This window comes from Pseudomonas sp. lyk4-TYG-107, assembly GCF_030209055.1.
Classification (GTDB): Bacteria; Pseudomonadota; Gammaproteobacteria; order Pseudomonadales; family Pseudomonadaceae; genus Aquipseudomonas; species Aquipseudomonas putida_A.
Genome location: NZ_JARVST010000025.1, coordinates 1 through 25,139, shown reverse-complemented (window position 1 = coordinate 25,139; position 25,139 = coordinate 1). Strand labels below are relative to the sequence as shown.

Below are 25,139 nucleotides of genomic sequence, written 5' to 3'. Positions count from 1 at the left end.
CTAGACTGTCGGGCTGCCGACTTCTATCCCACCTGGATGCCTGATGAACTTCCGTACCATTCTGATTCTTGGTGCCCTGAGCGCCTTCGGTCCGCTGGCGATCGACTTCTATTTGCCGGCGTTCCCGTCGATGGCGCTGGCCTTTGGCACTGATGAAAAGCATGTGCAACTGACCCTGGCAGCCTATTTCGCCGGTCTGTCGATCGGGCAGTTGCTGTATGGCCCGGTGGCCGACCGATTTGGTCGGCGCCTGCCGCTGTTGGTCGGTGTCGGCCTGTTCACTCTGGCCTCGCTGGCCTGTGCCTACGCACCGAATCTGGAATGGCTGATCGGTGCGCGTTTCGTTCAGGCGCTGGGCGGCTGCGCGGGGATGGTGATTTCCCGGGCGGTGGTCAGTGACAAGTGCGATGCGGTCGGTTCGGCGAAAGTCTTTTCGCAACTGATGCTGGTGATGGGATTGGCGCCGATTCTCGCGCCGTTGCTCGGCGGTCTGTTGGTCAATACCACCGGCTGGCAGTCGATCTTCCTCGCACTGACCGGCTTCAGCGCACTGGCCGCCCTCGCTGTGGCGCTGGGTCTGCCGGAAAGTCTGCCGGACTATGTGCCGCGCCAGCCGTTGTCCGGTGCGTTGCGCCAATACGGCCGGCTGTTTGGCGACCGGGTGTTTCTCGGCCACGCCCTGACCGGCGGTATCGCGGTCGCCGGGATGTTTTCCTATATCGCCGGTTCGCCGTTCGTCTTCATCAAACTGTACGGCGTACCCGCCGAGCATTTCGGCTGGCTGTTCGGCACCAATGCGGCGGGGTTCATTCTGGTGGCCCAGGTCAATGCGCGGCTGTTGGCCAAGCGCGGTCCGGCATTCCTGCTGGCACGGGCGGTGTGGGTGTATCTGTTGGCCGGGGTTTCTTTGCTCGCGGTCAGCTCGCTGCACACCGAAGCGTTGTGGCCGCTGTTGATCCCGTTGTTCGTGTGTATCGCCAGCCTCGGCTGCATCCTGCCCAACGCAGCGGCGTGTGCAATGAACGGCCAGGGTGCGCGTGCCGGTAGTGCGTCGGCACTGATGGGCTGCCTGCAGTTCAGCGTGGCTTCCGGCGCGGCTTCGCTGGTGGGCGTTCTGCACGATGGCAGCGCCATGCCGATGGCCATGGTCATCAGCCTGTGCGGGTTGCTGGTGGTGAGCGTCGCGATGTACACCCGGCATTTGCAGAATGCCCGGGCGTTGGCGCAAGCGCAGGCCGAAGCCTGATTGCCTCAGCCGACGGCGCGTTGCTGTCCGGGGTCGGGAATCCGATGGGGCGCGTGCAGGCGCGCTTCGAGGGTGCGGGTGAAGGCGAGCGCCTCGGCTTCACTGCGAAAGGTCACGGCGTGCTGGTCCAGGCGAACCTGCCATTGGGACTTTGCCACTTCTTTTATCAGGATCTTCATTACTGACCTCCCTTGTGTAAAAGATGCATCGCAGAGGCTTCGAGTGTAGACCTGAATACGATCGGATTTGTGACAACGATCAAGCATCTGACTGACGGCAAAAAATAGCGCCAGCCCTTGAAAGGACTGGCGCTGATTACGACGTCCGGGTTTTCAGAAACTTTCTAAAACAATTTTGCCCTTGGCCTTGCCGCTTTCCAGCAGCTCATGCGCCCGGCGCAGGTTCGCCGCGTTGATCGTGCCGAAATGCTCGCCGACGGTGGTCTTCAACGTCCCCGCATCAATCAGCTCGGCCACGCGGTTGAGCAGCTTGTGCTGCTCGATCATGTCCGGTGTTTCGAACAGCGAGCGGGTGTACATGAACTCCCAGTGCAGCGACAGGCTCTTGCGCTTGAGCTGGCTCACGTCCAGCGACTTCGGATCGTCGATCAGCGCGAGTTTGCCTTGCGGGGCCAACGCCTCGACCAGTTGCTCCAGGTGCAGATCGGTCTGGGTCAGGCTGGCGACGTGGGTCACGTGATCGATGCCGGCGCGTTTCAGTTCCTCGCTCAACGGCTGGCTGTGGTCGATCACCAGGTCGGCACCCAGCTCGGTCACCCAGTCGCGAGTCTGTGCACGGGACGCGGTGCCGATGACCTTCAGGCCGGTCAACTGGCTGGCCAGTTGGGTGAGGATCGAACCGACGCCGCCAGCGGCGCCGACGATCAGCAGGCTTTGACCTTCATCGGTCTTGCCCTCACGGATCTGCAGGCGTTCGAACAGCAGTTCCCACGCGGTGATCGCGGTCAGCGGCAGCGCGGCGGCTTCGGCAAAACCGAGGGATTTGGGCATGTGGCCAACAATGCGCTCATCGACCACGTGCAGCTCGCTGTTGCCACCGGCACGGGCGATGGAGCCGGCGTAAAACACTTTGTCGCCGGCCTTGAACAGCGTCACTTCACTGCCGACGGCCTTGACCACACCGGCGACGTCCCAGCCCAGTACTTTTGCTGCGCCGTTTTCCGGCGCCACGTTCTGCCGCACCTTGGTGTCGACCGGGTTGACCGAGATGGCTTTGACTTCCACCAGCAGGTCGCGCGGGCCGGCGACCGGCTCCGGCAGTTCGATGTCTTGCAGGGATTTTTCGTCGCTGATCGGCAGGGAGGCGTAATAGGCGATGGCTTTCATGACTTGCTCCGTAACGGTAATAGAAGAAGGGCTCAGGCGATGGCGCCCAGACGTTTCAATTGGAAGTGTTCGATGCAGTGGCCGGCGGCGGCCTGGAAGTTCTGAAAATGCGCGCTGGCGTTGTGCGCCGAAAGGATTTCCTCGCTGGCCCAGTGTTCGATCACATAAAAGGTCAGCGGATCGGCGAGGTCGCGGTGTAGGTCGTACTGGCTGCAGCCTTCCTCGGCGCGGCTCGGCTCAACCAGTGCGCGCAGGGCGTTTTCGAGGGTGTCCTGCTGGCCGGGTTTGGCGATCAGGGTGGCGATGGCGGTGAATGCTTGGGACATGTGCGGCTCCAGTCGCGGGATAAATTTGCTTGAACCCATCATTGGCTATTTCTCGGCGCGATAAAACCGGCTAAAAGAGCAGTCTCTTTCAATATTTTTTTGATAATCGAGGCTGACAATGCTGCGTTTCGACGATTTACAGTTGTTCGTTCGCGCGGCGGATCTGGGCAGCCTGTCGGCAGCGGCGCGGGTGATGGACATGTCCGCCGCTGTGGCCAGCGCCGCGCTCAAACGCATCGAACAGCAACTGGGCGTGCGTTTGCTGGCGCGCTCGACCCGCAGTCTGCGTCTGACCGCCGAGGGCGAAGGCTTCCTCGAATACGCGCGGGCCGCGTTGAGTTCGCTGGACGAAGGCCGGCGATTTCTCTCCAGCGCGCAGGATCAGGTCAGCGGCATCCTGCAGTTGTCGGCGCCTTCGGATTTCGGGCGCAACCTGCTGTTGCCGTGGCTCGACGAGTTTCAGCGCGAGCATCCGAAGCTGACCGTGCGCCTGCTGCTCGGTGACCGGATCGCCGACCTGTTCCGCCAGCCGGTGGACATCGCCCTGCGTTATGGCGAACCCGAGGATTCGAGCCTGGTGGCCCTGCCCATCGCCCCGGACAATCGCCGCGTGCTCTGCGCATCGCCGGCATACCTGGCGCGCCACGGTGAGCCGCGTCAGCTCGAACAACTGGCGCAGCACAATTGCCTGCTGTACATGCTCGGCAGCCGCGTGCACGACCATTGGAGTTTTCATGACGGCAAACGTGAAGTCGGCCTGACGGTCAGTGGCGATCGCTTCAGTGATGACGCCGACGTCGTGCGGTTGTGGGCGGTGGCGGGGGCGGGCATCGCCTACAAATCGTGGCTCGATGTCGGCACGGATGTGCTCGCCGGGCGCCTCAAAGTGTTGCTGCCAGAGCTGCTCTGTGAGCGTGCTCCGCTGAATCTGTTGTGCGCCCATCGCGCACAATTGAGTAAGCCGGTGAACCTTTTGAGGGAAATGCTCGCCAGCCGATGCGCCGAATTGAGTAGTCAATTTCCCCATTTCCCGAAAGTTGATCATTAGTCGCAGGCAATTAGCGAAATTTCACTCAGGAACTATCACCATTCGTGTCAGCCACGGCGCAGGAAGCAGCGTGCATCCCGCTTATACTAGCGACCGCCTCAAACCTGCACCGATAACCGGTCAGGACTGAATCCGGCCGGTTTTTCAGAGCCGGGCGAGCGCTGCACAAACGCCGCGGACACTCCATTGACGGGTGCCGCAGCACCGGCCTGGCTTGCTCCGGTTCATGGCGTTTTACCCGTCTTGGCCGATGACCCATTACTGGTCAAGATGTCTTCGAGCAGTAGACGATACGATTCAACAGGGAGTGAATACATGGAACATGCACCTTGCATCAGCCAGATCGCCACGCTGCTGGCCGACCCCAAGCGCAGTGCGATGATGTGGGCGTTGATGGATGGCTCGGCACGCCAGACCGAAGAGCTGGCGCTGCTGGCAGGGTTGTCGCCATCTTCGGCCAGTGCGCATCTGGGGCGTTTGTCCGCCGGGGGCCTGTTGAAAGTCGAGGTCCGTGGGCGCAAGCGCTTTTTCCGTCTGGCAGCCCCGGAGATCGCGGCGGCCATCGAAGCGCTGGCCAGTGCCACGATCGCCAGCGCACCGCGGGAAATTCCTCACGTATTCAAACGCTCGGCACCGAGCGCCAATCCCAGGACTGCGCCGTCTTCACTGCTGCGTGCGCGCTTTTGCGATGATCATTTGGGTGGCACGCTGGCCGCCGATCTGTATCAGCGTCTGCTCGATGCCGGCTGGCTCGAACAGATCGAGCAGCGGGTCGTGGTGACCCTCAAAGGCTCGACGCAACTGGCCAACCGCGGTGTGTTCATCCAGGCCCTCGCTCATCGCAAGGCTCAGGTGGCGTGCGCCTGTCCGGACTGGAGTGAACGTCGCCCGCACCTGGGCGGTTCACTCGGCGCGGCGGTGCTGCAACTGTTCATGCAGTCCGGCTGGCTGGTGCTGCCCAAGGACTCCCGAGCCTTGCAAGTGACCCCGGCCGGGCAGCGGGAAATCCAGCGGTTCGCCAAGGAAACCGAGCTGGAATTGGCGTGATAGAGCGTTCGCCGACCGACACTTCGACGCTGGCGTCGCCTGTGACTGCGAACAGGTCGTATCCAGAAAAAGCGCTGAGGCGTTATCGCGCACACTCGATCCGCACACATTGCGGAGGGGATGGGCATGGATACGCGAGACTTCAGCGCGGCAGAACGCCTGGAACGGCTGCCGCTCAGCGGTTATCACCGAGTCATTTTCATCATCATTGCCCTGGCGTTCTTTTTCGACTCCATGGACCTGGCCATGATGACGTTCCTGCTCGGCTCGATCAAAACCGAGTTCGGCTTGAGCAGTGCACAAGCCGGCCTGCTCGCCAGTTCGAGTTTTTTCGGCATGGTGCTGGGGGCGTCTTTATCGGGGATGCTCGCCGATCGTTTCGGGCGCAAACCGGTGTTTCAGTGGAGCATCGTGCTGTGGGGCGTGGCCAGTTACCTGTGTTCGACAGCGCAAACGGTCGAGAGCCTGACGCTGTTCCGCATCCTGCTGGGGATCGGCATGGGCATGGAGTTTCCGATTGCACAGTCGATGCTTTCGGAGTTGATCCCGGCGCAGCGGCGCGGGCGCTACATTGCATTGATGGACGGTTTCTGGCCGCTGGGTTTCGTCGCCGCCGGGGTGCTGTCGTACTTTCTGCTGCCGCTGATTGGCTGGCGCGATATCTTCCTGGTGTTGGCGGTGCCGGCGGTGTTTGTGCTGGCGATCCGTTTCTTCATTCCCGAATCACCACGCTGGCTGGAGCAAGCCGGACGCCACGAAGCAGCGGACAAGGTCCTGAACGCAATAGAGGCGCGCGTGCGCACGTCGCTCGGGGTGGCGACGCTGCCTGAGCCGGTGTGCCTGCCAAGAACAGTGACGCCGCCGGGCAACTTCTTCTCGGCGCTCAAGCAGATCTGGTCGCCGCAATATCGCCAGCGCACCACGATGATCTGGAGCCTGTGGTTTTTCGCTTTGCTCGGTTTCTACGGGCTGACATCGTGGCTCAGTGCGTTGTTGCAACAGTCGGGTTTCGCCGTGACCCAGTCGGTGTATTACACCGTGCTGATTTCTCTGGGCGGGATTCCCGGGTTTCTGATGGCAGCGTGGCTGGTGGAACGCTGGGGGCGCAAACCGGTGTGCATCGTGACGTTGCTCGGCGGCGGGGTGATGGCGTTTCTCTACGGGCAGAGTGCGGTGTTCGGCGGCAACGTCGCGTTGCTGATCAGCTCGGGGCTGCTGATGCAGTTTTTCCTGTTCGGCATGTGGGCGGTGCTCTACACCTATACGCCGGAGTTGTACCCGACTTCGGCGCGCGCCACAGGCTCGGGCTTTGCCTCGGCGATTGGCCGTGTCGGCTCGTTGCTCGGGCCGCTGGTGACCGGGCTGGTGTTCCCGATTACCGGGCAAGGCGGAGTGTTTGCGCTGGGCGCGCTGTGCTTTGCGATTGCGGCGGGGGTGGTGTGGCTGTTCGGGATGGAGACGCGGGGCAAGACGCTGGAAGAGCTGACAGAGTCGACACCGGTATAAATGTGGGAGCGAGCCTGCTCGCGAAAGCGTCGTGTCAGACAACTCAAACTGTGACTGACATGAAGCCTTCGCGAGCAGGCTCGCTCCCACATCGGTTATGCGGTGTTGCTTACGGTTTTACCAGACGCGCATCCAGGCTGTTCTGCGCCAGGCGCTTGGCCTGATCCTGGGTCATGCCCAGGTGTTCATGCAGCGCATGGAAGTTCTCGGTGACGTAGCCGCCGAAATACGCCGGGTCATCGGAGTTGACGGTGACCTTCACCCCACGCTCTAGCATGTCGAGGATGTTGTGCTGCGACATGTGATCGAACACGCAGAGCTTGGTGTTCGACAGCGGGCACACAGTCAACGGGATCTGCTCGTCGATGATCCGCTGCATCAGGCGCTCGTCTTCGATGGCGCGTACGCCATGGTCGATACGCTGGATCTTCAGCAGGTCGATGGCTTCCCAGATGTACTCCGGCGGGCCTTCTTCACCGGCGTGGGCGACGGTCAGGAAACCCTCGTGGCGGGCGCGGTCGAACACACGCTGGAACTTGCTTGGCGGGTGACCCATCTCCGAGCTGTCGAGGCCGACGGCGACAAACGCATCACGGAACGGCAGCGCCTGATCGAGGGTTTTCTGTGCTTCGTCTTCGCTCAGGTGGCGCAGGAAGCTCAGGATCAAACCGCTGGTGATGCCCAGTTGCTGTTCGCCATCCTTGAGTGCCGCAGCGATGCCGTTGAGCACTACTTCGAACGGGATGCCCCGGTCGGTGTGGGTCTGCGGGTCGAAGAACGGTTCGGTGTGAATCACGTTCTGCGCTTTGCAGCGCAGCAGGTAGGCCCAGGTCAGGTCGTAGAAGTCCTGCGAGGTGCGCAGCACGTCGGCGCCCTGGTAATACAGGTCGAGGAATTCCTGCAGGTTGTTGAAGGCGTAGGCCTTGCGCAGGGTTTCGACATCGCTCCACGGCAGGGCGATCTTGTTGCGTTCGGCCAGGGCGAACAGCAACTCAGGCTCCAGCGAGCCTTCCAGATGCAGGTGCAGTTCGGCCTTGGGCAGGGCGTTGAGCCAATCGTACATATTCTTTTCTCATCAGGTGCAGATGGCGGCCATTCTACAGATGCGCGCCGAAACAATTGGCAAAACCTGACCAAGCGATCCATCACACCGCTTGCGGCTCGCGCCGATAGGCGTAGGTATCGGCGAAGCGCGACAGCAGGAATTCGGCGCAGGAGGTGGTCGGATATTTCGCCGGATGCTGTGCGTCCTGGCAACCGGGCAGGCATTCGATACGGGTGTCCGGGTGCGGCTCGGCGAAGAACGGCATCGAATAGCGATCCACCCCCAGCGGGCTGATCACCCGATGCGGGGTCGAGCGATAGCGGTCGTTGCTCCAGCGCGCCATCATGTCGCCGAGGTTGACCACGAAGGTGCCGTCAATCGGTGGCGCGTCGATCCATTCACCGTTGATGTTCTTCACTTGCAGGCCGCCGGCGCTGTCCTGGTAGAGCAGGGTGATGCAGCCGTAATCGGTGTGCGCTCCGGCGCCTTGCTGTTCGGCGCTGCTGGCGGTGTGGCGTGGTGGGTAGTGGATCATCCGCAGTACGCTGACCGGCTCAACGAAGCGCGAATCGAAGAAGTCGCGTTCGATCCCCAGCGCAATCGTCATCGCCCGCAGCAGGGTTTGCGCGAGGGCCTGCATGTCGAGGTAGTGCTGCTCCATCAGCGCTTCCCAGCCTGCTTGCGCCGGATGGCGATTCGGCCCGCGCAGCGGTTTTTCCGCGAGCACCTCGGGATGATCCGCCGGCAAGTGCAGGCCCATGTCGAAGGTTTCCTTGAGGTCGCTGGGTTTGTCCGGGTCGAGCTGTTCGGTGGCGATGGCGCCGTAGCCGCGATGATGGCGGGTCTGGGTGATGTCGATCCTGAGTTTTTCTTCTGTCGGTTGCGCAAAAAAACGCTGGGCGTGGTCGAGCAGCGAGTCGATGCGCTGTGCGGAAATCGGGTGGCCCTTGATGTAGAAAAAGCCCCATTCGCGGCAGGCCTGGTCGATCTGTGCGGCGACGGCGGGCCAGGCGTTTTGGTCGTTGGTGTAGAGCGGTGAGATGTCGATGATCGGAAGACTGTTCATACACAATCCTTGAATACGCTGGGTTCCAATGTGGGAGCGAGCCTGCTCGCGAAGAGGGAGTGTCAGACAACATTTTTGTTTAATGACACACCGCTTTCGCGAGCAGGCTCGCTCCCACAAGGTTTTGTGTGGTGAATCGGAGGATTACTTCGGCATCTCGGCCTTCATCCCTTCCACGTAATAGTTCATCGACGCCAGTTCCGCATTCGTCGCACTCACACCTGCCGGGATCTTCTCCACGCCGGCCTGATCCTTGATCGGCCCGGTGAACGGTTGCAACTTACCGCTCTTGATGTCGGCAATGATCTGCTCGGCCTCGGCTTTCACCGGTGCCGGTACCAGATCACTGATCGGCAGTTCAACCGTGCCTTCCTTCAGCCCGCCCCAGTAGTCCTGGGATTTCCAGCTGTGGTCGATCACGCTTTGCGTGGCCTGAATGTAGTGCGGTGCCCAGTCGTTGACGATCGAAGTCAGCACCGCTTTCGGGCCGAAGTGCGCCATGTCCGAGGCGTAACCCACGGCGTACACGCCACGCCGTTCGGCGGCCTGAATCGGCGCCGGGCTGTCGGTGTGCTGGAACACTACGTCCACACCCTGATCGATCAGGGCGTTGGCGGCGTCGGCTTCCTTGCCCGGGTCAAACCACGAGTTGACCCACACCACTTTGATCTCGGTGCCGGGGTTGTACTTGTTCAGCGCCAGCTGGATGGCGTTGATATCGCGGATCACTTCCGGAATCGGGAACGAGGCGACGTAACCGACCTTCTTGGTCTTGGTCATCTTCGCTGCAAGGAAACCGCCGACATAACGACCCTCGTAGGTGCGCGCGAGATAGGTGCCGAGGTTCTTGTCCTGCTTGTAGCCGGTGGCGTGTTCGAAGGTGACCTTGGGAAACTGTTTGGCGACTTTCAGCGTCGGGTTCATGTAGCCGAAGGAGGTGGTGAAAATCAGGTCGTAATTGTCCTTGGCCATGTTGCGGATCACCCGCTCGGCGTCGGCGCCCTCGGCCACGTTCTCGACGTAATTGGTGCTGATCTGCGCGCCGAATTTCTCCGCCAGTGCCTTGCGCCCCTGTTCATGCTGATACGTCCAGCCGTGGTCGCCGATCGGGCCGATGTAGACGAAACCGACCTTCAGCGGATCGGCAGCGCTGGCGCTCAGGCTGATCCCCAGACCGATGGCGGCGCACAGCAGTTTGTGCAGCGGACGTATTTGCATGAATTGGAGCTCCATTTTGTTGTGTGTGGTCAGGGGCAATGCAAATTGCTGACCAACAGGACAACAAACAATCCAAAACCGAGGTGCGGCCTTCGCGAGCAAGCCCGCTCCCACAGGGCAACGCGATCAAATGTGGGAGCGAGCCTGCTCGCGAAGAGGCCGGCAAGGCCGATAAAAGTGCATGTCTGAACCAGCTGCCATCCACTGGTGCGCTAAGGTGTAACGAAACGTTAGCGCCGCGCCGCAGTCAGTAGCTCATTCGAATCTCTCGGCAAAAAGGCCCGCCATGCTCACGATCCTCAAGCAAGAAAGCTTTCTGCTGCTGGCGGTGATTGCCGCGTGCATCGCTTATCCGCTGGAACACTGGATGCTCCACAGCGGCCAGATCGTCGCGCTGATCTGCGGTCTGGTGCTGATCGCCTTCATCGTCGCCGCCTCGATGCGCGTCGCCCATCATGCCGAACTGCTCGCAGAAAAAGTCGGCGACCCCTACGGCACGATGATCCTGACCCTCGCTGCGGTGCTGGTGGAAGTGGTGATCCTGGCGATCATGATGAGCAACGAGGCGTCCGCCACGCTGGTGCGGGACACGATCTATTCGGCGGTGATGCTCGACATCAACGGCATCCTCGGCCTCGCCGCGTTGATGGGCGGGCTCAAGCACGGCGAGCAGTCGTACAACGATGATTCGGCACGCAGCTACAGCGTGATGATCCTCACCGCCATGGGCGTATCGATGGTGGTGCCGGAGTTTATTCCGGCGGCCAACTGGAAGATTTATTCAGCGTTCACCATCGGTGCGATGGTGGTGCTTTACGCGCTGTTCCTGCGCATGCAGGTCGGGCCGCACAGTTACTTTTTCAGCTACAGCTACCCGGATAAACGCCGCAAGAAAGAACCGGTGGAAGATGAACCGAAACCGCTGAGCCTGACCTGGTCGATCGGCATTCTGGTGTTCGGCGTGGTGGTGATCGGCGCACTGGCCGAAGTGATGTCCAAGACCCTCGATCTGGGCCTGGAAGGTACCGGTGCACCGCCGGTGATCACGGCGATTCTGGTGGCGGCGATTTCCGCGGCGCCGGAGATTCTGACGGCGTTGCGTGCCGCGTTGGCCAACCGCATGCAATCGGTGGTGAACATTGCGATGGGCGCGTCACTGTCGACGGTGATCCTGACGGTGCCGGTGATGGAAGCGATGGCGCTGTACACCGGTCAGCCGTTTCAAATGGCGATGACCCCGGTGCAGACGGTGATGATCTTCATCACGCTGATTGTCAGTGCGATCAATCTGAATGACGGCGAGACCAATGCCATCGAAGGCATGACTCACTTTGTGCTGTTTGCGACGTTTATCATGCTGTCCCTGCTCGGCCTTTGAGGCTGACAGAGACCAATGTGGGAGCGAGCCTGCTCGCGAAAGCGATGTGTCATTCAACAAACATGTTGTCTGACACTCCCTCTTCGCGAGCAGGCTCGCTCCCACAGTTTTGAACGGCGTTGGATCAGGTGCCGGCGATCAACTGCCGAGCCGCCTGGCTGTGATCGGCGATCAGGCCTTTGAGATCAAGCCCCTCAACCTGACCGTCCACCACGCGCCACTTGCCGCCAATCATCACCCGATCCGCACGATCGGCACCGCACAACAGCAGCGCCGAAATCGGATCATGGCTGCCCGAGAAACGCAGCTCATCGAGCTTGAACAACGCCAGATCCGCCTGCTTGCCCACCGCCAGCTCGCCAATGTCGGTACGCCCCAACAGGCTCGCCGAGCCTTTGGTTGCCCAGCCGAGCACGCGTTCCGGGGTGATTTTTTCCGCACCATAACGCAGACGCTGGATGTACAACGCCTGCCGCGCTTCGAGGATCATGTTCGACGCGTCGTTCGAGGCCGAACCATCCACGCCCAGACCGAACAACGCACCGGCATCGGTCAGATCGATGCTCGGGCAGATGCCGGAGGCCAGACGCATGTTCGAACTCGGGCAATGGCAGATACCGGTGCCGGCCTGGCCGAGGCGAGCGATTTCATCCGGGTTGAAGTGGATGCCATGGGCCAGCCAGGTGCGCGGGCCGAGCCAGCCGACGCTGTCCAGATAATCCACGGTGCGCAGGCCGAAACGCTGCAGGCAGAAATCCTCTTCGTCGAGGGTTTCCGCCAAGTGCGTGTGCAGGCGCACATCGAGTTTGTTCGCCAGTTCGGCGCTGGCCGACATGATTTCCGGGGTCACCGAGAACGGCGAGCACGGTGCCAGAGCGATCTGAATTTGCGCACCGTCGCCGCGCTCGTGGTACTCGTGAATCAGGCGCTGACTGTCGTCGAGAATCACCTGACCTTCCTGCACAGTCTGCTGCGGCGGCAGGCCGCCGTCCTTCTCGCCGAGGCTCATCGAACCGCGTGTGAGCATGGCGCGCATGCCCAGTTCACGCACGGTGTCGACCTGCACGTCGATGGCGTTTTCCAGACCGTCCGGGAACAGGTAGTGGTGGTCGGCGGCGGTGGTGCACCCCGACAGCAGCAGTTCAGCCAAAGCCACTTTTGTCGCGAGGGCGAGTTTTTCCGGGGTCAGCCGTGCCCACACCGGGTACAGGGTTTTCAGCCACGGGAACAGCGGCTGATTGACCACCGGCGCCCAGGCGCGAGTCAGGGTTTGATAGAAGTGGTGATGGGTGTTGATCAGGCCCGGCAGGATCACATGCTCGCGGGCATCGAACACTTCGTTGCACGGCGCGGACGGTTGCTGACCGGCCGCCAGCACTTCGACGATCACGCCGTCTTGTAGCACCAGACCGCCACGGGCATCAAGCGCGTTGGCCGTGAAAATGGCGAGGGGATTTTTTAACCAGGTACGGGTCGCAGGCATTGTGGCCGGCTCCTCTGAAAGTTGGGTTCAGGGTTGCCAGCTCAGTGTTGCCCTGTCTGCTGATCCAGGGTCGCCGCGAAGGACGAGGTGCGGAGTTTCAAACAAATCGCCGGATCGGGCAAGCCCAACCCGACAGGACACCACCATCCCCTTGTAGGAGTGAGCCTGCTCGCGATAGCGGTCTTTCATTCAATATCATCGGTGACGGACACACTGCGATCGCGAGCAGGCTCACTCCTACAGGGAAGATCTGTGGTGCTTACCAGGGAATGGTTTCACCCTTGTAGTTGATGAAGTGATGCCCGCCCTTGCCGGTGTACGCATTCACCTGATCAATCAGCCCGCGAGTGCTGGTCTCCACATCCAGGTCGGCGCCTTCACCGCCCATGTCCGTCTTCACCCAGCCCGGATGCAGCGACAGCACGGTAAGTTTCTGCTCGCCCAACTGGGTGACAAAACTGTTGGTCATCGAGTTCAGCGCGGCCTTGCTCGCCTTGTACAGCGCCAGCTCCGGGGCGTCGGGTACGGTGACGCTGCCCAGGCCGGAACTCATGAACGCCAGCACGCCGCTGCCGTCGCGGATCTGCCCGACGAAGCGTTGCGCCAGGTTGATCGGCGCCACGGCGTTGGTGAAAAACAGTTGCCCGACTTCGGCCAGTGTCGCGCCACCCGGGGTTTGCACTTCAGGGCCTTTGACCCCGGCGTTGACGAACAGCAGGTCGAAGGTCTCGCCCTTGAGCTGCTGGCTCAGGGCGATCACCGCTTGCTGGTCGTCCATGTCGAGTTTCTCGATCCGCACCTTGCCCAGCGCTTGCAGCGCCTCGGCCTTTTGCGGATTGCGCACGGTGGCGGTCACTTGCCAGCCGTCGGCCAGCAGGGTTTTCACCAGCCCGAGGCCCAAGCCACGGGAGGCGCCGATGATCAGTGCGTTTTTTGCCTGGGACATGACGGGGTTCCTTGAAAGTTACGGTTCACGGATTCAATGGACACGCCTGACCGAGCCGTAGTTGCAACACTCGTCGCAACACATCGAGCCGGGTCTCAAAAGAGCTGTTGATCCCGAAGCATACTCCAGACTTTGGCGTGGTTGCTTCTCGAATTCGCAGGCCGCTCAACGGTGTTCGCAAATCATGTACACAACACGGACACTGTGGGAGCTGGCTTGCCAGCGATGAGGCCCGTGGCATCACCACCCTAATGCCCGGCCTGCCACGGCTGCCCCAACGACACCGGCGCATACAACCGAGTCCGAACGGCATCGCGCGACAACAGCACCAACACCACAATCGTCGCCACATACGGCAGCATCGCCAGCAGACTCGACGGAATCGCCAGCCCCAAGCCCTGCGCCACCAGATGCAGGATGCTGGCGAGGCCAAACAGATAAGCCCCGAGCAACAAGCGCCACACCCGCCAACTGGCAAACACCACCAGCGCCAGGGCAATCCAGCCGCGTCCGGCGGTCATGTTCTCGGCCCACATCGGCGTGTACGCCAGGGACAGATAGGCACCGGCCAAACCGGCCATCGCCCCGCCGAACAGCACCGCCAGCGTGCGCACGGTCAGCACCGGCAGGCCCATCGCACTGGCCGCGTCCGGGTTCTCGCCAACGGCCTGAATGATCAGCCCGACACGGCTTTTGATGATCACCCACGCCACCAGCGCAAACAGCGCGAACGACAGGTACACCAGCAAGTCCTGAGCAAACAGCATGCGCCCGATCAGCGGAATCTCACTCAAGTACGGAATCGCCAACGGCTCGAATCCGGCCAACGGCTTGCCGACCCACGCTGCACCGACAAAGGTCGACAGGCCCACACCGAAGATCGTCAGCGCCAGCCCGGTCGCCACCTGATTGGCGTTGAACACCAGCGCCACCAGGGCAAACAGCGATGACAACAACATTCCCGCGAGCATCGCCAGCAACACGCCGAGCCACAGGTTGCCGCTGTTGAGGGCGACGATAAAACCGATCACCGCGCCAAACAGCATCATTCCTTCCTGGCCGAGGTTGAGCACGCCGCTCTTTTCGCAGATCAACTCACCCAGCGCCACCAACAACAGCGGCGTGCCGCAACGCACCATGGCGTAGAAAATATTGCTCAGCAGGTCGATATCCATCACAGCGCTCCGGCGGTTACGGCGGTGGTCGAGGTGCGCCGTGCCCAGCGCAGTTTCAGGCGTGGCCGATAGAGAATCAGCACGTCGCAGGCCAGCAGGAAAAACAGCATCATTCCCTGAAACAGTTGGGTGATGGCTTGCGGCAGATTGAGGGTCATTTGCGCGCTTTCGCCGCCGATGTACAGCAGCGCCATCAGCAGGCTGGAGAACAGAATCCCGATCGGGTTCAACCGCCCGAGAAACGCCACGGTGATTGCTGCATAGCCATAGCCCGGCGAGACTTGCGGCACCAATTGCCCGATCGGCCCGGTCACTTCGCAAACCCCGGCCAGCCCGGCCAAACCACCGCTGATCAACAGCGCGAGCCAGATCAGATGCTTCTCGCGAAAGCCGACAAAACCTGCGGCACGTTTATCCAGACCGAGCACTTTGATCTGGAAACCGACGAAGCTTTTCTGCAACAACACCCACACCGCAACCAGTGCGAGCAAAGCGAAATACACCCCGGCGTGCACTCGGCCATCCTCCATCAGCAGCGGCAGGCGACTGGCGTCGCCGAACATCGCCGACTCGGGAAAGTTGTAGCCGGCCGGATCCTTCAGCGGCCCGTGCACGCAGAACAGCAACAGGTTCAGCGCGATGTAATTGAGCATGATGCTGGTGAGGATTTCATTGGCGTTGAAGCGCGTGCGCAGCCATGCCGTCAGCCCGGCCCAAGCGGCGCCGGCGAAGGTGCCGGTGAGTAGAATCAGCACCAGCGCCCAACGGCTTTGCAGGTCGATGATGTTCACCGCCAAGGCACTGCCGGCGAGTGCACCGAGCAGTAACTGACCTTCGGCGCCGATGTTCCAGATTCGCGCCTGATACGCCACCGCCAGGCCCAATGCACAGAGCAGAATCGGCAGGGCTTTGACCAGTAACTCGGAAATGCCATACAAGTCGCTGATCGGTGCAACCAGCAGGGTGTGCAGAGTTTGCAGCGGGTCATGTCCCAGAGCGATGAACAACAGCGAGCCGCAACCGAGTGTCAGCAGTGCTGCCAGCAACGGCGAGCACCACAACATCAGGCGCGATTGCTGGCCACGGGGTTCGAGGGAAAGCAGCATGTTGGGAAAACTCCGTCAGGCCGTGGCCGATGAATGCGTGGGGTTGATGTGCCCGGCCATCCAGCCGCCGACATCGCTCAGCAGGGTGTCGGTGGTGTTCTGCAGCGGCGACAGACGCCCGGCGCACAGGGCGCCGAGGCGGTCGCTGATCTGGAACAGTTCGTCGAGGTCTTCGGAGATCACCAGGATCGCCGCGCCGGCATCGCGCAGGGCAATCAGCGCGCGGTGAATGGTCGCCGCTGCGCCAACGTCCACGCCCCAGGTCGGGTGCGCGGCGATCAGCAGTTTCGGTTGCTGGAGGATTTCCCGGCCGAGAATGAATTTCTGCAGATTGCCGCCGGACAGGCTGCGCGCGGCCGCGTGAGTGCCCGGGGTTTTCACCCCGAAGCGCTGAATGATCTGTTGGGCAAGGGCTTCGACTTTGCTGCGCTCGATCAAACCGTTGCTCACCAGCCCCTGTTGAAAGGCCGTGAGCAAGGCGTTGTCGGCAAGGCTCAGTTCCGGCACTGCGCCGTGGCCCAGGCGTTCTGCCGGGACGAACGCCAGACCGAGTTGGCGCCGCGCATCCGGACGCAAATCGGCGACCGCTTGCCCGGCGAAACGAATCGTTGTCGCACCGTCGTGGGGCAGGGTTTGTTCACCGCTGAGCAGGGCGAGCAACTCATCCTGGCCATTGCCCGCGACCCCGGCGATGCCGACGATTTCGCCGCCGCGCACTTGCAGGTTGATGTCGCTCAACGAGCAGCCGAAGGGATCGGGGTTGTGCCAGCTCAAGCCGTTGACCTGTAGAAAGTCCGTACCGCCACTGACTTTCGGGTATTCGCCGATCAACGCCGCCGCTTCGCCGACCATCATCTGCGCCAACTGCTGATCCGAGCATTCGGCCGGCAGGCAATGCCCGGCGACCCGTCCGCCACGCAAGACCGTGGCGCTATGGCACAGTGCGCGCACTTCCGCGAGCTTGTGGCTGATAAACAGAATGCTGCAGCCCTCGGCGGCGAGGCGGCGCAGGGTGATGAACAGTTCGTCGGCCTCTTGTGGCGTCAGCACCGACGTCGGCTCGTCGAGGATCAGCAGGCGAATGTCCTGCATCAGGCAGCGAATGATCTCCACTCGTTGCCGCTCGCCAATCGACAGGCTGTGGACAAGTCGCTCCGGCTCCAGCGCCATGCCGTAGCGGCGCGACACTTCGCGAATCTTCGGCTCAAGCTGTTTCGGCGTACCGGCCTCGGCGCCCATTGCCAGAGCAATGTTCTGCGCGACGCTGAGGGTTTCGAACAGCGAGAAATGCTGGAACACCATGCCGATCCCCAACTGCCGGGCCTGCGCCGGGTTGCGAATATTTACTCGCTGACCCTGCCAGAGCATTTCCCCCGTATCGGCCTGGGTCACGCCGTAGATGATCTTCATCAAGGTACTTTTGCCCGCGCCGTTCTCACCGAGCAGCGCGTGGATTTCCCCGGGCGCGATGCACAGGTCGATGGCGTCATTGGCCAGGCAACCGGGGTAGCGTTTGCTGATCTGGCGCAGTTGCAGGCGCGGCGTTGAATCTGGGCTTGGCATGACAGGCTCGACTGACTTGGAGTTGTGCCTGTGGATAAAGCAATTTCCTGGCCATTGAGTCAGGAACGCCCGCCATAGCTGTTGCCGCGTGCCGGCGGCAGAGCGTCGCGCTGAAAAACGCAGGAGGAGCGGGCACCAATTCAGCGCAAAGCTGTTGATCCGGCTCCACTTTTGCACCGTGACGAACTGGTTAAAAAACGAGCAGCCGGGTCGAAGCTATACAGAACCTGCGACTGCGCCAGCCATGAACGGCTTATCCACAGGTTGTTCCACAGTATTTGTGCGCAATTGGAAATCCTTGGCATAAGCGCTGGGATGCTATCTCCCAATGGTGATAAACAGCGCTAACTATCTGTTTTTATGTGGGATTTCTCTTTTTTCATGCGCAATGGACGAAAAGTGAGCAAATCGCGCAAAGCCACGTGACAGAAGGGTTACAGCCACATGTGCTCAGGTTATCCACAGTCGGGTGCACAGCAGATGTGGGCAAGTTGCTGGGATAACGGAATTCGTCGATGCCCTAAAAGATCGCAGCCTTCGGCAGCTCCTACAGGGAAACGCAAAGTCCTGTGCAGGAGCTGCCGAAGGCTGTGATCTTTTGCTCTTCTAACGCTGCAGCACAATCCGCCCACGGCTCAAATCCGCCAGTTGCGTTTGCAACAACTCGATCTGCGCCTCACCCACTGCCAACTGCAACTCAACACCATTGGCAGTGAAGTTTTCTTCCACTACCAACCCACCCAGGTCCGCCAACCGCAGCTTCACCAACGCCAACTCGGCAAAGCCGCAGGCACAACTGAGCGGCACACGGCTGATCAACTCGACTTTTGCCGCCGTTTGCAGGCACTTGTTCGCGCCGCCGCCATAGGCTCGGGCCAAACCGCCGGTACCCAGTTGAATGCCGCCATACCAGCGGATCACCAGCACCGCGACCTGATCGCAATCCTGCGCTTCGATGGCCGCCAGAATCGGCCGTCCGGCGGTGCCGCCGGGTTCGCCGTCGTCGTTGCTGCGGTATTGCGCACCGAGTTTCCACGCCCAGCAGTTGTGCGAGGCATTCAAGTCGCTGTGTTGTTCGAAGAACGCCTGCGCGTCGGCGGGGCTGCCGATCGGCGCGGCGACGGTGATGAAGCGGCTTTTGCGAATCTCTTCGCGGTACTCGCAAAAACCGCTGAGGGTGAAAGGCATAAACGTCTTAAATAGTCGGGGTGAGGCCGCAGCCTTTGAGAATGATGCGGATCAGGTTGTTGCCGGCGTCTTCCATGTCCTGCTTGGTCAGCTTGCTGCGACCGCTGACGCGGCAGATCTGCGTGGCGAAGTCGGCGTAATGCTGGGTGCTGCCCCACAGCAGGAAAATCAGGTGCACCGGATCCACCGGGTCCATCTTGCCGGCATCGATCCAGGCCTGGAACACGGCTGCGCGGCCCTGGAACCAGGCGCGGTAATCCTGGTTGAAATACTCGGTCAGGCATTCGCCACCGCTGATCACTTCCATCGCAAAGATCCGCGAGGCTTGCGGTTGGCGGCGGGAGAATTCCATCTTGGCGCGAATGTAGCGGGTCAGCGCTTCGGCCGGATCATCCTCGGCGGTCAGGGTGTTGAAGGTGCTGTCCCACAGCTCGATGATGTTGCTCAGCACCGCCACGTACAACCCAAGCTTGTTGGTGAAGTAGTAATGCAGGTTCGCCTTGGGCAACCCGGCATTCTGCGCGATGGTGTTCATGCTGGTGCCTTTGTAACCGTGACGGGCGAACTCGTCTTCGGCGGCTTTGAGGATGGTCTCTTCGTTCTTCTGACGAATGCGGCTGGCGGGTTTGCCGCCGTGAGCAGGGACTTCAAAGGTCATAGGCACTTCCGGTTTGTCTGTGGGTGCAACCAGTTGCGTTGATAACGCACCCACAGGCATCCGACAAGTCCTGATGCAATAAAACCGTTACGCCTGTTCGATCTTGTTCAGCGCTGCGGCGGATTCGACGCGGGTGGTTTTCGCCTCCGGCAGCAACAGGCACAGGATGATCGCGGTCAGGCCACCGCTGGTGATCGCCGAATCGAACAGGTTTTGCACCAGTTTCGGCAACAGATGCAGAAGGTTCGGTTGCGCGGCAATGCCCAGGCCTACGCCGAGCGAGGTGGCGATGATCAGCATGCTGCGTCGGTCCAGCGGCGACTGCGCGAGAATCCGAACACCGGCTGCCGCCACGCCTCCGAACATCACCAGGGTGGCGCCGCCGAGCACCGGTTTGGGGATCTGCTGCAGCACCGCGCCGATCATGGGGAACAGGCCAAGACAAAACAGAATCGCGCCGATGTACAGCCCGACGTAGCGGCTGGCCACGCCGGTCAACTGGATCACGCCGTTGTTCTGCGCAAACGTGGTGTTGGGGAAGGCGCTGAAGGTGGCGGCGATCATGCAGCTCACGCCGTCACCGAGCACGCCGCCGCGCAGTCGGCTTATATAGGAGGGGCCGCTGATCGGCTGGCGGGCAAGCATGCAATTGGCGGTGAGGTCGCCGACGGTTTCGATGGTGCTGATCAGATAAATCAGCGCGACCGGCAGGAAAGCTGTCCAGTCAAAGCTGAAACCGAACTTGAACGGTGCAGGAAGACTGACCAGCGGCAAGTCAGGCAATGCCTGCGGAACCAGTTTCCCGCTGAACCACGCGGCCAGACTGCCAAGCAGCAGTCCGATAATGATGGCCGACAGCCGCACCCACGGCGTGTTCGAGCGATTGAGCAGGATGATCGTCAGCAACACGAACACCCCCAGCGCCAGATTGCCCGGCGCGCCGAAGTCCGGCGCATTGAATCCACCGCCCAGATCGGTGATGCCGACCTTGATCAGACTGACGCCGATCAGGGTGATGACAATCCCGGTCACCAGCGGCGTGACGACCCGGCGTAATTGACCGATGAAACGGCTGAGGACGATCTGCACCACGGCGCCGAAAAAGCATACGCCGAAGATCATCGCCAGAATGTCCTCCGGGCTGCCGCCACGCTGCTTGACCAGAAACCCGGCCGACAGCACCGCGCCGAGAAAGGCGAAACTGGTGCCCTGCAAACAGATCATCCCGGCGCCGATGCCGAACGGCCGTCGCGCCTGAATAAAGGTGCCGACCCCGGAAACCATCAGCGCCATGCTGATCAGGTACGGCAAGTGTGCGGTCAGGCCGAGGGTCGAGCCGATCACCAGCGGCGGGGTGATGATGCCAACGAAACTGGCGAGCACGTGTTGCAGGGCGGCGAGGATCGCGGCGGGTGGTTTTGGGCGGTCGTCGAGGCCGTAGATCAGGTCGCTGGACGGTTCAGAATCTGGCTGCATGGCTTAAGGCTTCTTGTTGAAGGATCGGGGTTGATCCTGCTTTGCAAAAAGCTGTCCACTTGCTCAGGTTATTCAGTGATTTTGTGGTTGAAAACCTTATCTGTCGGGCCTTGCAGGATTTTTCAACGCGTCGCCGCCAGACTCTCCAGAAAACTTTCCAGCACCAAATGAGGGCGCCGCCCCTTGCGCGTGACCGATGCCAGACTCAAATCATAAAAACGTGTCGTCGATTTCAGCGCACGCAAGCGACCTTGCTGCACCCACAGGCTGGCGTAGTGATCCGGCAGATAGCCGATATAGCGCCCGGTCAAAATCAGAAACGCCATGCCCTCACGGTCAGACGCACTGGCGGTGCAGTTGAGTGCCTGGTAATGCGCCTGAATCTCCGCCGGCAAACGAAAGGTCGGGGCAATCGCGTCCTGACTATTAAGACGTTCGTCATCCAGTTGCTTGTCATCGACATAAAACAGCGGATGACCCACCGCGCAATAAAGCAGCGAGCGCTCGCTGTACAACGGCTGATATTCCAGCCCCGACAGTGCGCTGGCCTGCGGCACCACGCCGACATGCAGGCGACCGTCGAGCACGCCTTGTTCGACTTCGTTGGGAGCGATCATGCGGATCTGGATCTGCACGTCCGGCCCGCGTTCCTTCAACTGTGCGAGGGCGTGGGTGATGCGCATGTGGGGCAGGGTGACGAGGTTGTCGGTCAGGCCAATGATCAACTCGCCACGCAGGTGCTGGTGCAAGCCATTGACCTCGGTGCGGAAACTTTCCAGCGCACTTAACAGTTGCAGCGCTGACTGATAAACCTCGCGGCCCTCTTCGGTCAGCGAGAACCCGGCGCGGCCGCGCTGGCACAAACGCAGGCCGAGGCGCTGTTCGAGATCGCTCATCTGCTGGCTGATCGCCGAGCGACCGATGCCAAGCACGGTTTCCGCCGCCGAGAAGCCGCCGCACTCCACCACGCTGCGGAAAATCCGCAGCAGGCGAATATCAAAATCACTGACCTGGGCCAGCGGATCGGGGCGGCGACTGCTCATGCTGTTGTTCTCATTGTTTAGCAGGCTTCTAACTGAAGGTTAGAAAAGTTGGATTTCACCGACTTTATCCGCGTGGCAATTTAGCTGCAACAACGCTTTTTATCTCCCTGATGCTTATGCCCTGCGAGGTTTTGCCCGATGAACATGCCTGAAAACGCGCCGTCGCCACTGGCCAGCCAACTGAAGCTGGACGCGCACTGGATGCCGTACACCGCCAACCGCAACTTCCAGCGCGATCCGCGTCTGATCGTGGGTGCCGAAGGCAGCTGGCTGTTCGATGACAAGGGCCGCAAGATCTACGATTCGCTGTCCGGTCTGTGGACCTGCGGCGCCGGGCACACCCGCAAGGAAATTCAGGAAGCGGTATCCAAACAACTGGGCACCCTCGATTACTCGCCAGGCTTCCAGTACGGCCATCCGCTGTCCTTCCAGCTGGCCGAGAAAATCACTGAGCTGACTCCCGGCAACCTGAACCACGTGTTCTTCACCGACTCCGGCTCCGAGTGCGCCGACACTGCGGTGAAGATGGTTCGTGCCTACTGGCGTCTGAAAGGTCAGTCAACCAAGACCAAAATGATCGGCCGTGCCCGTGGCTACCATGGTGTGAACATCGCCGGCACCAGCCTCGGCGGCGTCAACGGCAACCGCAAGCTGTTCGGTCAGGCGATGATGGACGTCGATCACCTGCCGCACACTTTGCTGGCCAGCAACGCATTCTCCCGTGGCATGCCGGAGCAGGGCGGTATCGCTCTGGCCGATGAGCTGCTGAAGTTGATCGAACTGCACGACGCGTCGAACATCGCGGCGGTCTTCGTTGAGCCAATGGCCGGTTCCGCTGGCGTACTGGTTCCACCGCAGGGTTACCTGAAGCGTCTGCGCGAGATCTGCGATCAGCACAACATCCTGCTGGTCTTCGACGAAGTGATTACTGGTTTCGGCCGCACCGGCTCGATGTTCGGCGCCGAGAGCTTTGGCGTGACCCCGGACCTGATGTGCATCGCCAAGCAAGTCACCAACGGCGCGATTCCGATGGGCGCGGTGATTGCCAGCTCCGAGATCTACCAGACCTTCATGAATCAGCCGACTCCGGAATACGCGGTGGAATTCCCCCACGGCTACACCTACTCGGCCCACCCGGTGGCGTGCGCCGCTGGCTTGGCGGCACTCGACCTGCTGCAAAAGGAAAACCTGGTGCAGAGCGTGGCCGAAGTCGCGCCGCATTTCGAAAATGCCCTGCACGGCCTAAAGGGGTCGAAGAACGTCATCGACATCCGTAACTACGGCCTGGCCGGTGCGATCCAGATCGCGGCCCGTGACGGCGACGCCATCGTGCGTCCGTTCGAAGCCGGCATGGCCCTGTGGAAAGCCGGGTTCTACGTGCGCTTCGGCGGCGACACCCTGCAGTTCGGCCCAACTTTCAACAGCAAGCCGCAAGACCTCGATCGTCTGTTCGACGCGGTTGGCGAAGTGCTGAACAAGCTCGACTGATTTTTCCCTCTATATATACCTGCGAATAACAGGCGCCCCATGTGGGCGTCTGTACACAAGAATTCAGGAGTTTTCGATGAGCGTTATCCCGCATTTGATCAATGGCGAACTGGTGACCGAGAACGGTCGCGCGGTTGATGTGTTCAACCCGTCCACCGGTCAGGCGATCCACAAGCTGCCGCTGGCCACCCGCGAAACCATTCAACACGCGATCGACGCCGCCAAGGCTGCGTTCCCGGCATGGCGCAACACTCCTCCGGCCAAGCGTGCCCAGGTGATGTTCCGCTTCAAGCAACTGCTGGAGCAGAACGAAGCACGCATCTCGCAATTGATCAGCGAAGAACACGGCAAGACCCTCGAAGACGCCGCCGGTGAACTGAAGCGCGGTATCGAGAACGTCGAGTTCGCCTGCGCCGCCCCGGAAATCCTCAAGGGCGAATACAGCCGCAACGTCGGCCCGAACATCGACGCCTGGTCGGACTTCCAGCCACTGGGTGTGGTTGCCGGCATCACACCGTTCAACTTCCCGGCGATGGTCCCGCTGTGGATGTACCCACTGGCGATCGTCTGCGGCAACTGCTTTATCCTCAAACCGTCCGAGCGTGACCCAAGCTCGACGCTGCTGATCGCTCAATTGCTGATCGAAGCCGGTCTGCCGAAAGGCGTGCTGAGCGTGGTGCATGGCGACAAGACTGCAGTGGACGCGCTGATTGAAGCGCCGGAAGTCAAAGCGCTGAGCTTTGTTGGTTCGACGCCGATTGCCGAATACATCTACGCCGAAGGTACCAAGCGCGGCAAACGCGTTCAGGCACTGGGCGGGGCGAAGAACCATGCGGTGCTGATGCCGGATGCGGATCTGGACAACGCAGTCAGCGCGCTGATGGGCGCGGCCTATGGTTCTTGCGGTGAGCGCTGCATGGCGATTTCGGTCGCAGTGTGTGTCGGCGATCAGGTAGCGGATGCGCTGGTGGCGAAACTGGTACCGCAGATCAAGGCGCTGAAAATCGGTGCCGGCACTTCGTGTGGTCTCGACATGGGCCCACTGGTAACCGGTCAGGCGCGGGACAAGGTCAGTGGTTATGTCGATGACGGTGTGGCAGCGGGCGCGACCCTGGTGGTCGACGGTCGCGGCTTGAGCATTCCAGGTAACGAAGAGGGCTTCTTCCTCGGCGGCTGCCTGTTCGATAACGTTACCCCTGAAATGCGCATCTATAAGGAAGAGATCTTCGGACCGGTGTTGTGCGTGGTTCGCGTCAATAGCCTGGAAGAGGCGATGAAGCTGATCAACGATCACGAATACGGTAACGGCACCTGCATCTTCACTCGTGATGGTGAAGCGGCGCGCCTGTTCTGTGACGAGATTGAAGTCGGCATGGTCGGCGTCAACGTACCACTACCGGTACCGGTGGCTTACCACAGCTTCGGCGGCTGGAAGCGCTCGCTGTTCGGCGACCTGCATGCCTATGGCCCGGATGGTGTGCGCTTCTATACCCGTCGCAAGGCCATCACCCAGCGCTGGCCGCAGCGTGCGAGCCATGAAGCTTCGCAGTTCGCTTTCCCTAGCTTGTAAGTAGCAGGGCATGACGAAGGCCGACCTCTAGAGGTCGGCCTTCGTGTTTTCGGGTTTTTTTGACCGATATGACAGAAATGTGAAAAAAGCGGTTGACGGCAGATTCTGGAGGTCTATAATTCGCCCCACTTCCGGCGCAGTCGAAACGGAAAACTCCTTGAAATTCAATGAGTTACGCAGTTTTCGGCAGCGGCTTGCTTCAGTTCATCGAAGCCTG

At 61.0% G+C, this 25,139-nt stretch carries 22 protein-coding genes; 7 read left to right on the top strand and 15 right to left on the bottom strand.

What is annotated here, in order from left to right:
• Positions 1–43 precede the first annotated feature (43 nt).
• Positions 44–1,246, top strand: a complete 1,203-nt coding sequence (locus QRN61_RS20390; RefSeq protein ID WP_150369575.1) for a multidrug effflux MFS transporter — start codon at positions 44–46, stop codon at positions 1,244–1,246.
• 5 nt (positions 1,247–1,251) lie between these two features.
• On the opposite strand, the gene QRN61_RS20385 is transcribed toward QRN61_RS20390, so the two are convergent.
• The 3 genes from QRN61_RS20385 to QRN61_RS20375 form a co-directional block, all read right to left on the bottom strand.
• The gene (locus QRN61_RS20385; protein ID WP_166496092.1) at positions 1,252–1,425 is read right to left on the bottom strand and encodes a hypothetical protein; all 174 of its coding nucleotides are present in this window, start codon (positions 1,423–1,425) and stop codon (positions 1,252–1,254) included.
• 153 nt (positions 1,426–1,578) lie between these two features.
• Positions 1,579–2,592 (bottom strand): zinc-binding alcohol dehydrogenase family protein, encoded by a 1,014-nt coding sequence (locus QRN61_RS20380; protein WP_027613632.1) that lies wholly within the window; start codon positions 2,590–2,592, stop codon positions 1,579–1,581.
• A gap of 32 nt (positions 2,593–2,624) precedes the next feature.
• On the bottom strand, positions 2,625–2,918 hold the full coding sequence (locus tag QRN61_RS20375; protein ID WP_096794850.1) for a putative quinol monooxygenase: 294 nt from the start codon (positions 2,916–2,918) through the stop codon (positions 2,625–2,627).
• Positions 2,919–3,036: 118 nt separating this feature from the next.
• Here QRN61_RS20375 and vimR point away from each other — a divergent pair, with 118 nt between their 5' ends.
• From vimR to QRN61_RS20360, 3 genes are all read left to right on the top strand, one after another.
• Entirely contained in the window at positions 3,037–3,966 is a 930-nt protein-coding gene (gene vimR, locus QRN61_RS20370; protein ID WP_027613634.1) for a transcription regulator VimR, read from the top strand.
• A gap of 315 nt (positions 3,967–4,281) precedes the next feature.
• Positions 4,282–5,013 carry an ArsR/SmtB family transcription factor gene (locus QRN61_RS20365; RefSeq protein WP_097089938.1) on the top strand — a complete coding sequence of 244 codons (732 nt, stop codon included), beginning with the start codon at positions 4,282–4,284 and terminating at the stop codon, positions 5,011–5,013.
• 126 nt (positions 5,014–5,139) lie between these two features.
• On the top strand, positions 5,140–6,519 hold the full coding sequence (locus tag QRN61_RS20360) for an MFS transporter (protein WP_285375050.1): 1,380 nt from the start codon (positions 5,140–5,142) through the stop codon (positions 6,517–6,519).
• 109 nt (positions 6,520–6,628) lie between these two features.
• Here QRN61_RS20360 and QRN61_RS20355 read toward each other — a convergent pair whose 3' ends face one another.
• From QRN61_RS20355 to QRN61_RS20345, 3 genes are all read right to left on the bottom strand, one after another.
• Positions 6,629–7,582 (bottom strand): adenosine deaminase, encoded by a 954-nt coding sequence (locus QRN61_RS20355; protein ID WP_003221371.1) that lies wholly within the window; start codon positions 7,580–7,582, stop codon positions 6,629–6,631.
• Positions 7,583–7,664: 82 nt separating this feature from the next.
• Positions 7,665–8,630, bottom strand: a complete 966-nt coding sequence (locus tag QRN61_RS20350) for a 2-oxoglutarate and iron-dependent oxygenase domain-containing protein (RefSeq protein ID WP_285375048.1) — start codon at positions 8,628–8,630, stop codon at positions 7,665–7,667.
• Positions 8,631–8,774: 144 nt separating this feature from the next.
• Positions 8,775–9,848 (bottom strand): BMP family ABC transporter substrate-binding protein, encoded by a 1,074-nt coding sequence (locus tag QRN61_RS20345; RefSeq protein ID WP_096794853.1) that lies wholly within the window; start codon positions 9,846–9,848, stop codon positions 8,775–8,777.
• A gap of 286 nt (positions 9,849–10,134) precedes the next feature.
• Between QRN61_RS20345 and QRN61_RS20340 the strand changes: the two genes are divergently transcribed.
• Positions 10,135–11,226: a calcium:cation antiporter gene (locus QRN61_RS20340; RefSeq protein ID WP_096794854.1), complete on the top strand. Its 1,092-nt coding sequence runs from the start codon at positions 10,135–10,137 to the stop codon at positions 11,224–11,226.
• A 124-nt stretch (positions 11,227–11,350) separates the two neighbouring features.
• Here QRN61_RS20340 and QRN61_RS20335 read toward each other — a convergent pair whose 3' ends face one another.
• The 9 genes from QRN61_RS20335 to QRN61_RS20295 form a co-directional block, all read right to left on the bottom strand.
• Positions 11,351–12,709 (bottom strand): 8-oxoguanine deaminase, encoded by a 1,359-nt coding sequence (locus tag QRN61_RS20335; protein WP_027613641.1) that lies wholly within the window; start codon positions 12,707–12,709, stop codon positions 11,351–11,353.
• A 259-nt stretch (positions 12,710–12,968) separates the two neighbouring features.
• Positions 12,969–13,655, bottom strand: a complete 687-nt coding sequence (locus QRN61_RS20330; RefSeq protein WP_095138233.1) for an SDR family oxidoreductase — start codon at positions 13,653–13,655, stop codon at positions 12,969–12,971.
• Positions 13,656–13,903: 248 nt separating this feature from the next.
• Positions 13,904–14,830, bottom strand: a complete 927-nt coding sequence (locus QRN61_RS20325) for an ABC transporter permease (protein ID WP_003221385.1) — start codon at positions 14,828–14,830, stop codon at positions 13,904–13,906.
• Positions 14,830–15,936, bottom strand: a complete 1,107-nt coding sequence (locus QRN61_RS20320; RefSeq protein WP_285375044.1) for an ABC transporter permease — start codon at positions 15,934–15,936, stop codon at positions 14,830–14,832. Before QRN61_RS20320 ends, QRN61_RS20325 begins: the two co-directional genes overlap by 1 nt.
• Before the next feature lie 15 nt (positions 15,937–15,951).
• Complete coding sequence (locus tag QRN61_RS20315; RefSeq protein ID WP_285375041.1) at positions 15,952–17,499, bottom strand: ABC transporter ATP-binding protein; 1,548 nt, start codon at positions 17,497–17,499, stop codon at positions 15,952–15,954.
• Positions 17,500–18,105: 606 nt separating this feature from the next.
• Positions 18,106–18,687 (bottom strand): IMPACT family protein, encoded by a 582-nt coding sequence (locus tag QRN61_RS20310; protein ID WP_285375038.1) that lies wholly within the window; start codon positions 18,685–18,687, stop codon positions 18,106–18,108.
• Positions 18,688–18,694: 7 nt separating this feature from the next.
• The gene (locus tag QRN61_RS20305; RefSeq protein WP_027613646.1) at positions 18,695–19,345 is read right to left on the bottom strand and encodes a TetR/AcrR family transcriptional regulator; all 651 of its coding nucleotides are present in this window, start codon (positions 19,343–19,345) and stop codon (positions 18,695–18,697) included.
• An 87-nt stretch (positions 19,346–19,432) separates the two neighbouring features.
• Complete coding sequence (locus tag QRN61_RS20300) at positions 19,433–20,821, bottom strand: uracil-xanthine permease family protein (RefSeq protein ID WP_285375035.1); 1,389 nt, start codon at positions 20,819–20,821, stop codon at positions 19,433–19,435.
• Between the two features lie 122 nt (positions 20,822–20,943).
• A complete protein-coding gene (locus QRN61_RS20295) occupies positions 20,944–21,864 on the bottom strand; it encodes a LysR family transcriptional regulator (protein WP_007968115.1) in 921 nt (306 codons plus the stop codon).
• A 138-nt stretch (positions 21,865–22,002) separates the two neighbouring features.
• On the opposite strand from QRN61_RS20295, the gene aptA reads away from it, so the two are divergent.
• Entirely contained in the window at positions 22,003–23,352 is a 1,350-nt protein-coding gene (aptA, locus tag QRN61_RS20290) for an omega-aminotransferase AptA (protein ID WP_095138240.1), read from the top strand.
• A gap of 76 nt (positions 23,353–23,428) precedes the next feature.
• Positions 23,429–24,922: a CoA-acylating methylmalonate-semialdehyde dehydrogenase gene (locus QRN61_RS20285; protein WP_027613649.1), complete on the top strand. Its 1,494-nt coding sequence runs from the start codon at positions 23,429–23,431 to the stop codon at positions 24,920–24,922.
• Positions 24,923–25,139 lie beyond the last annotated feature (217 nt).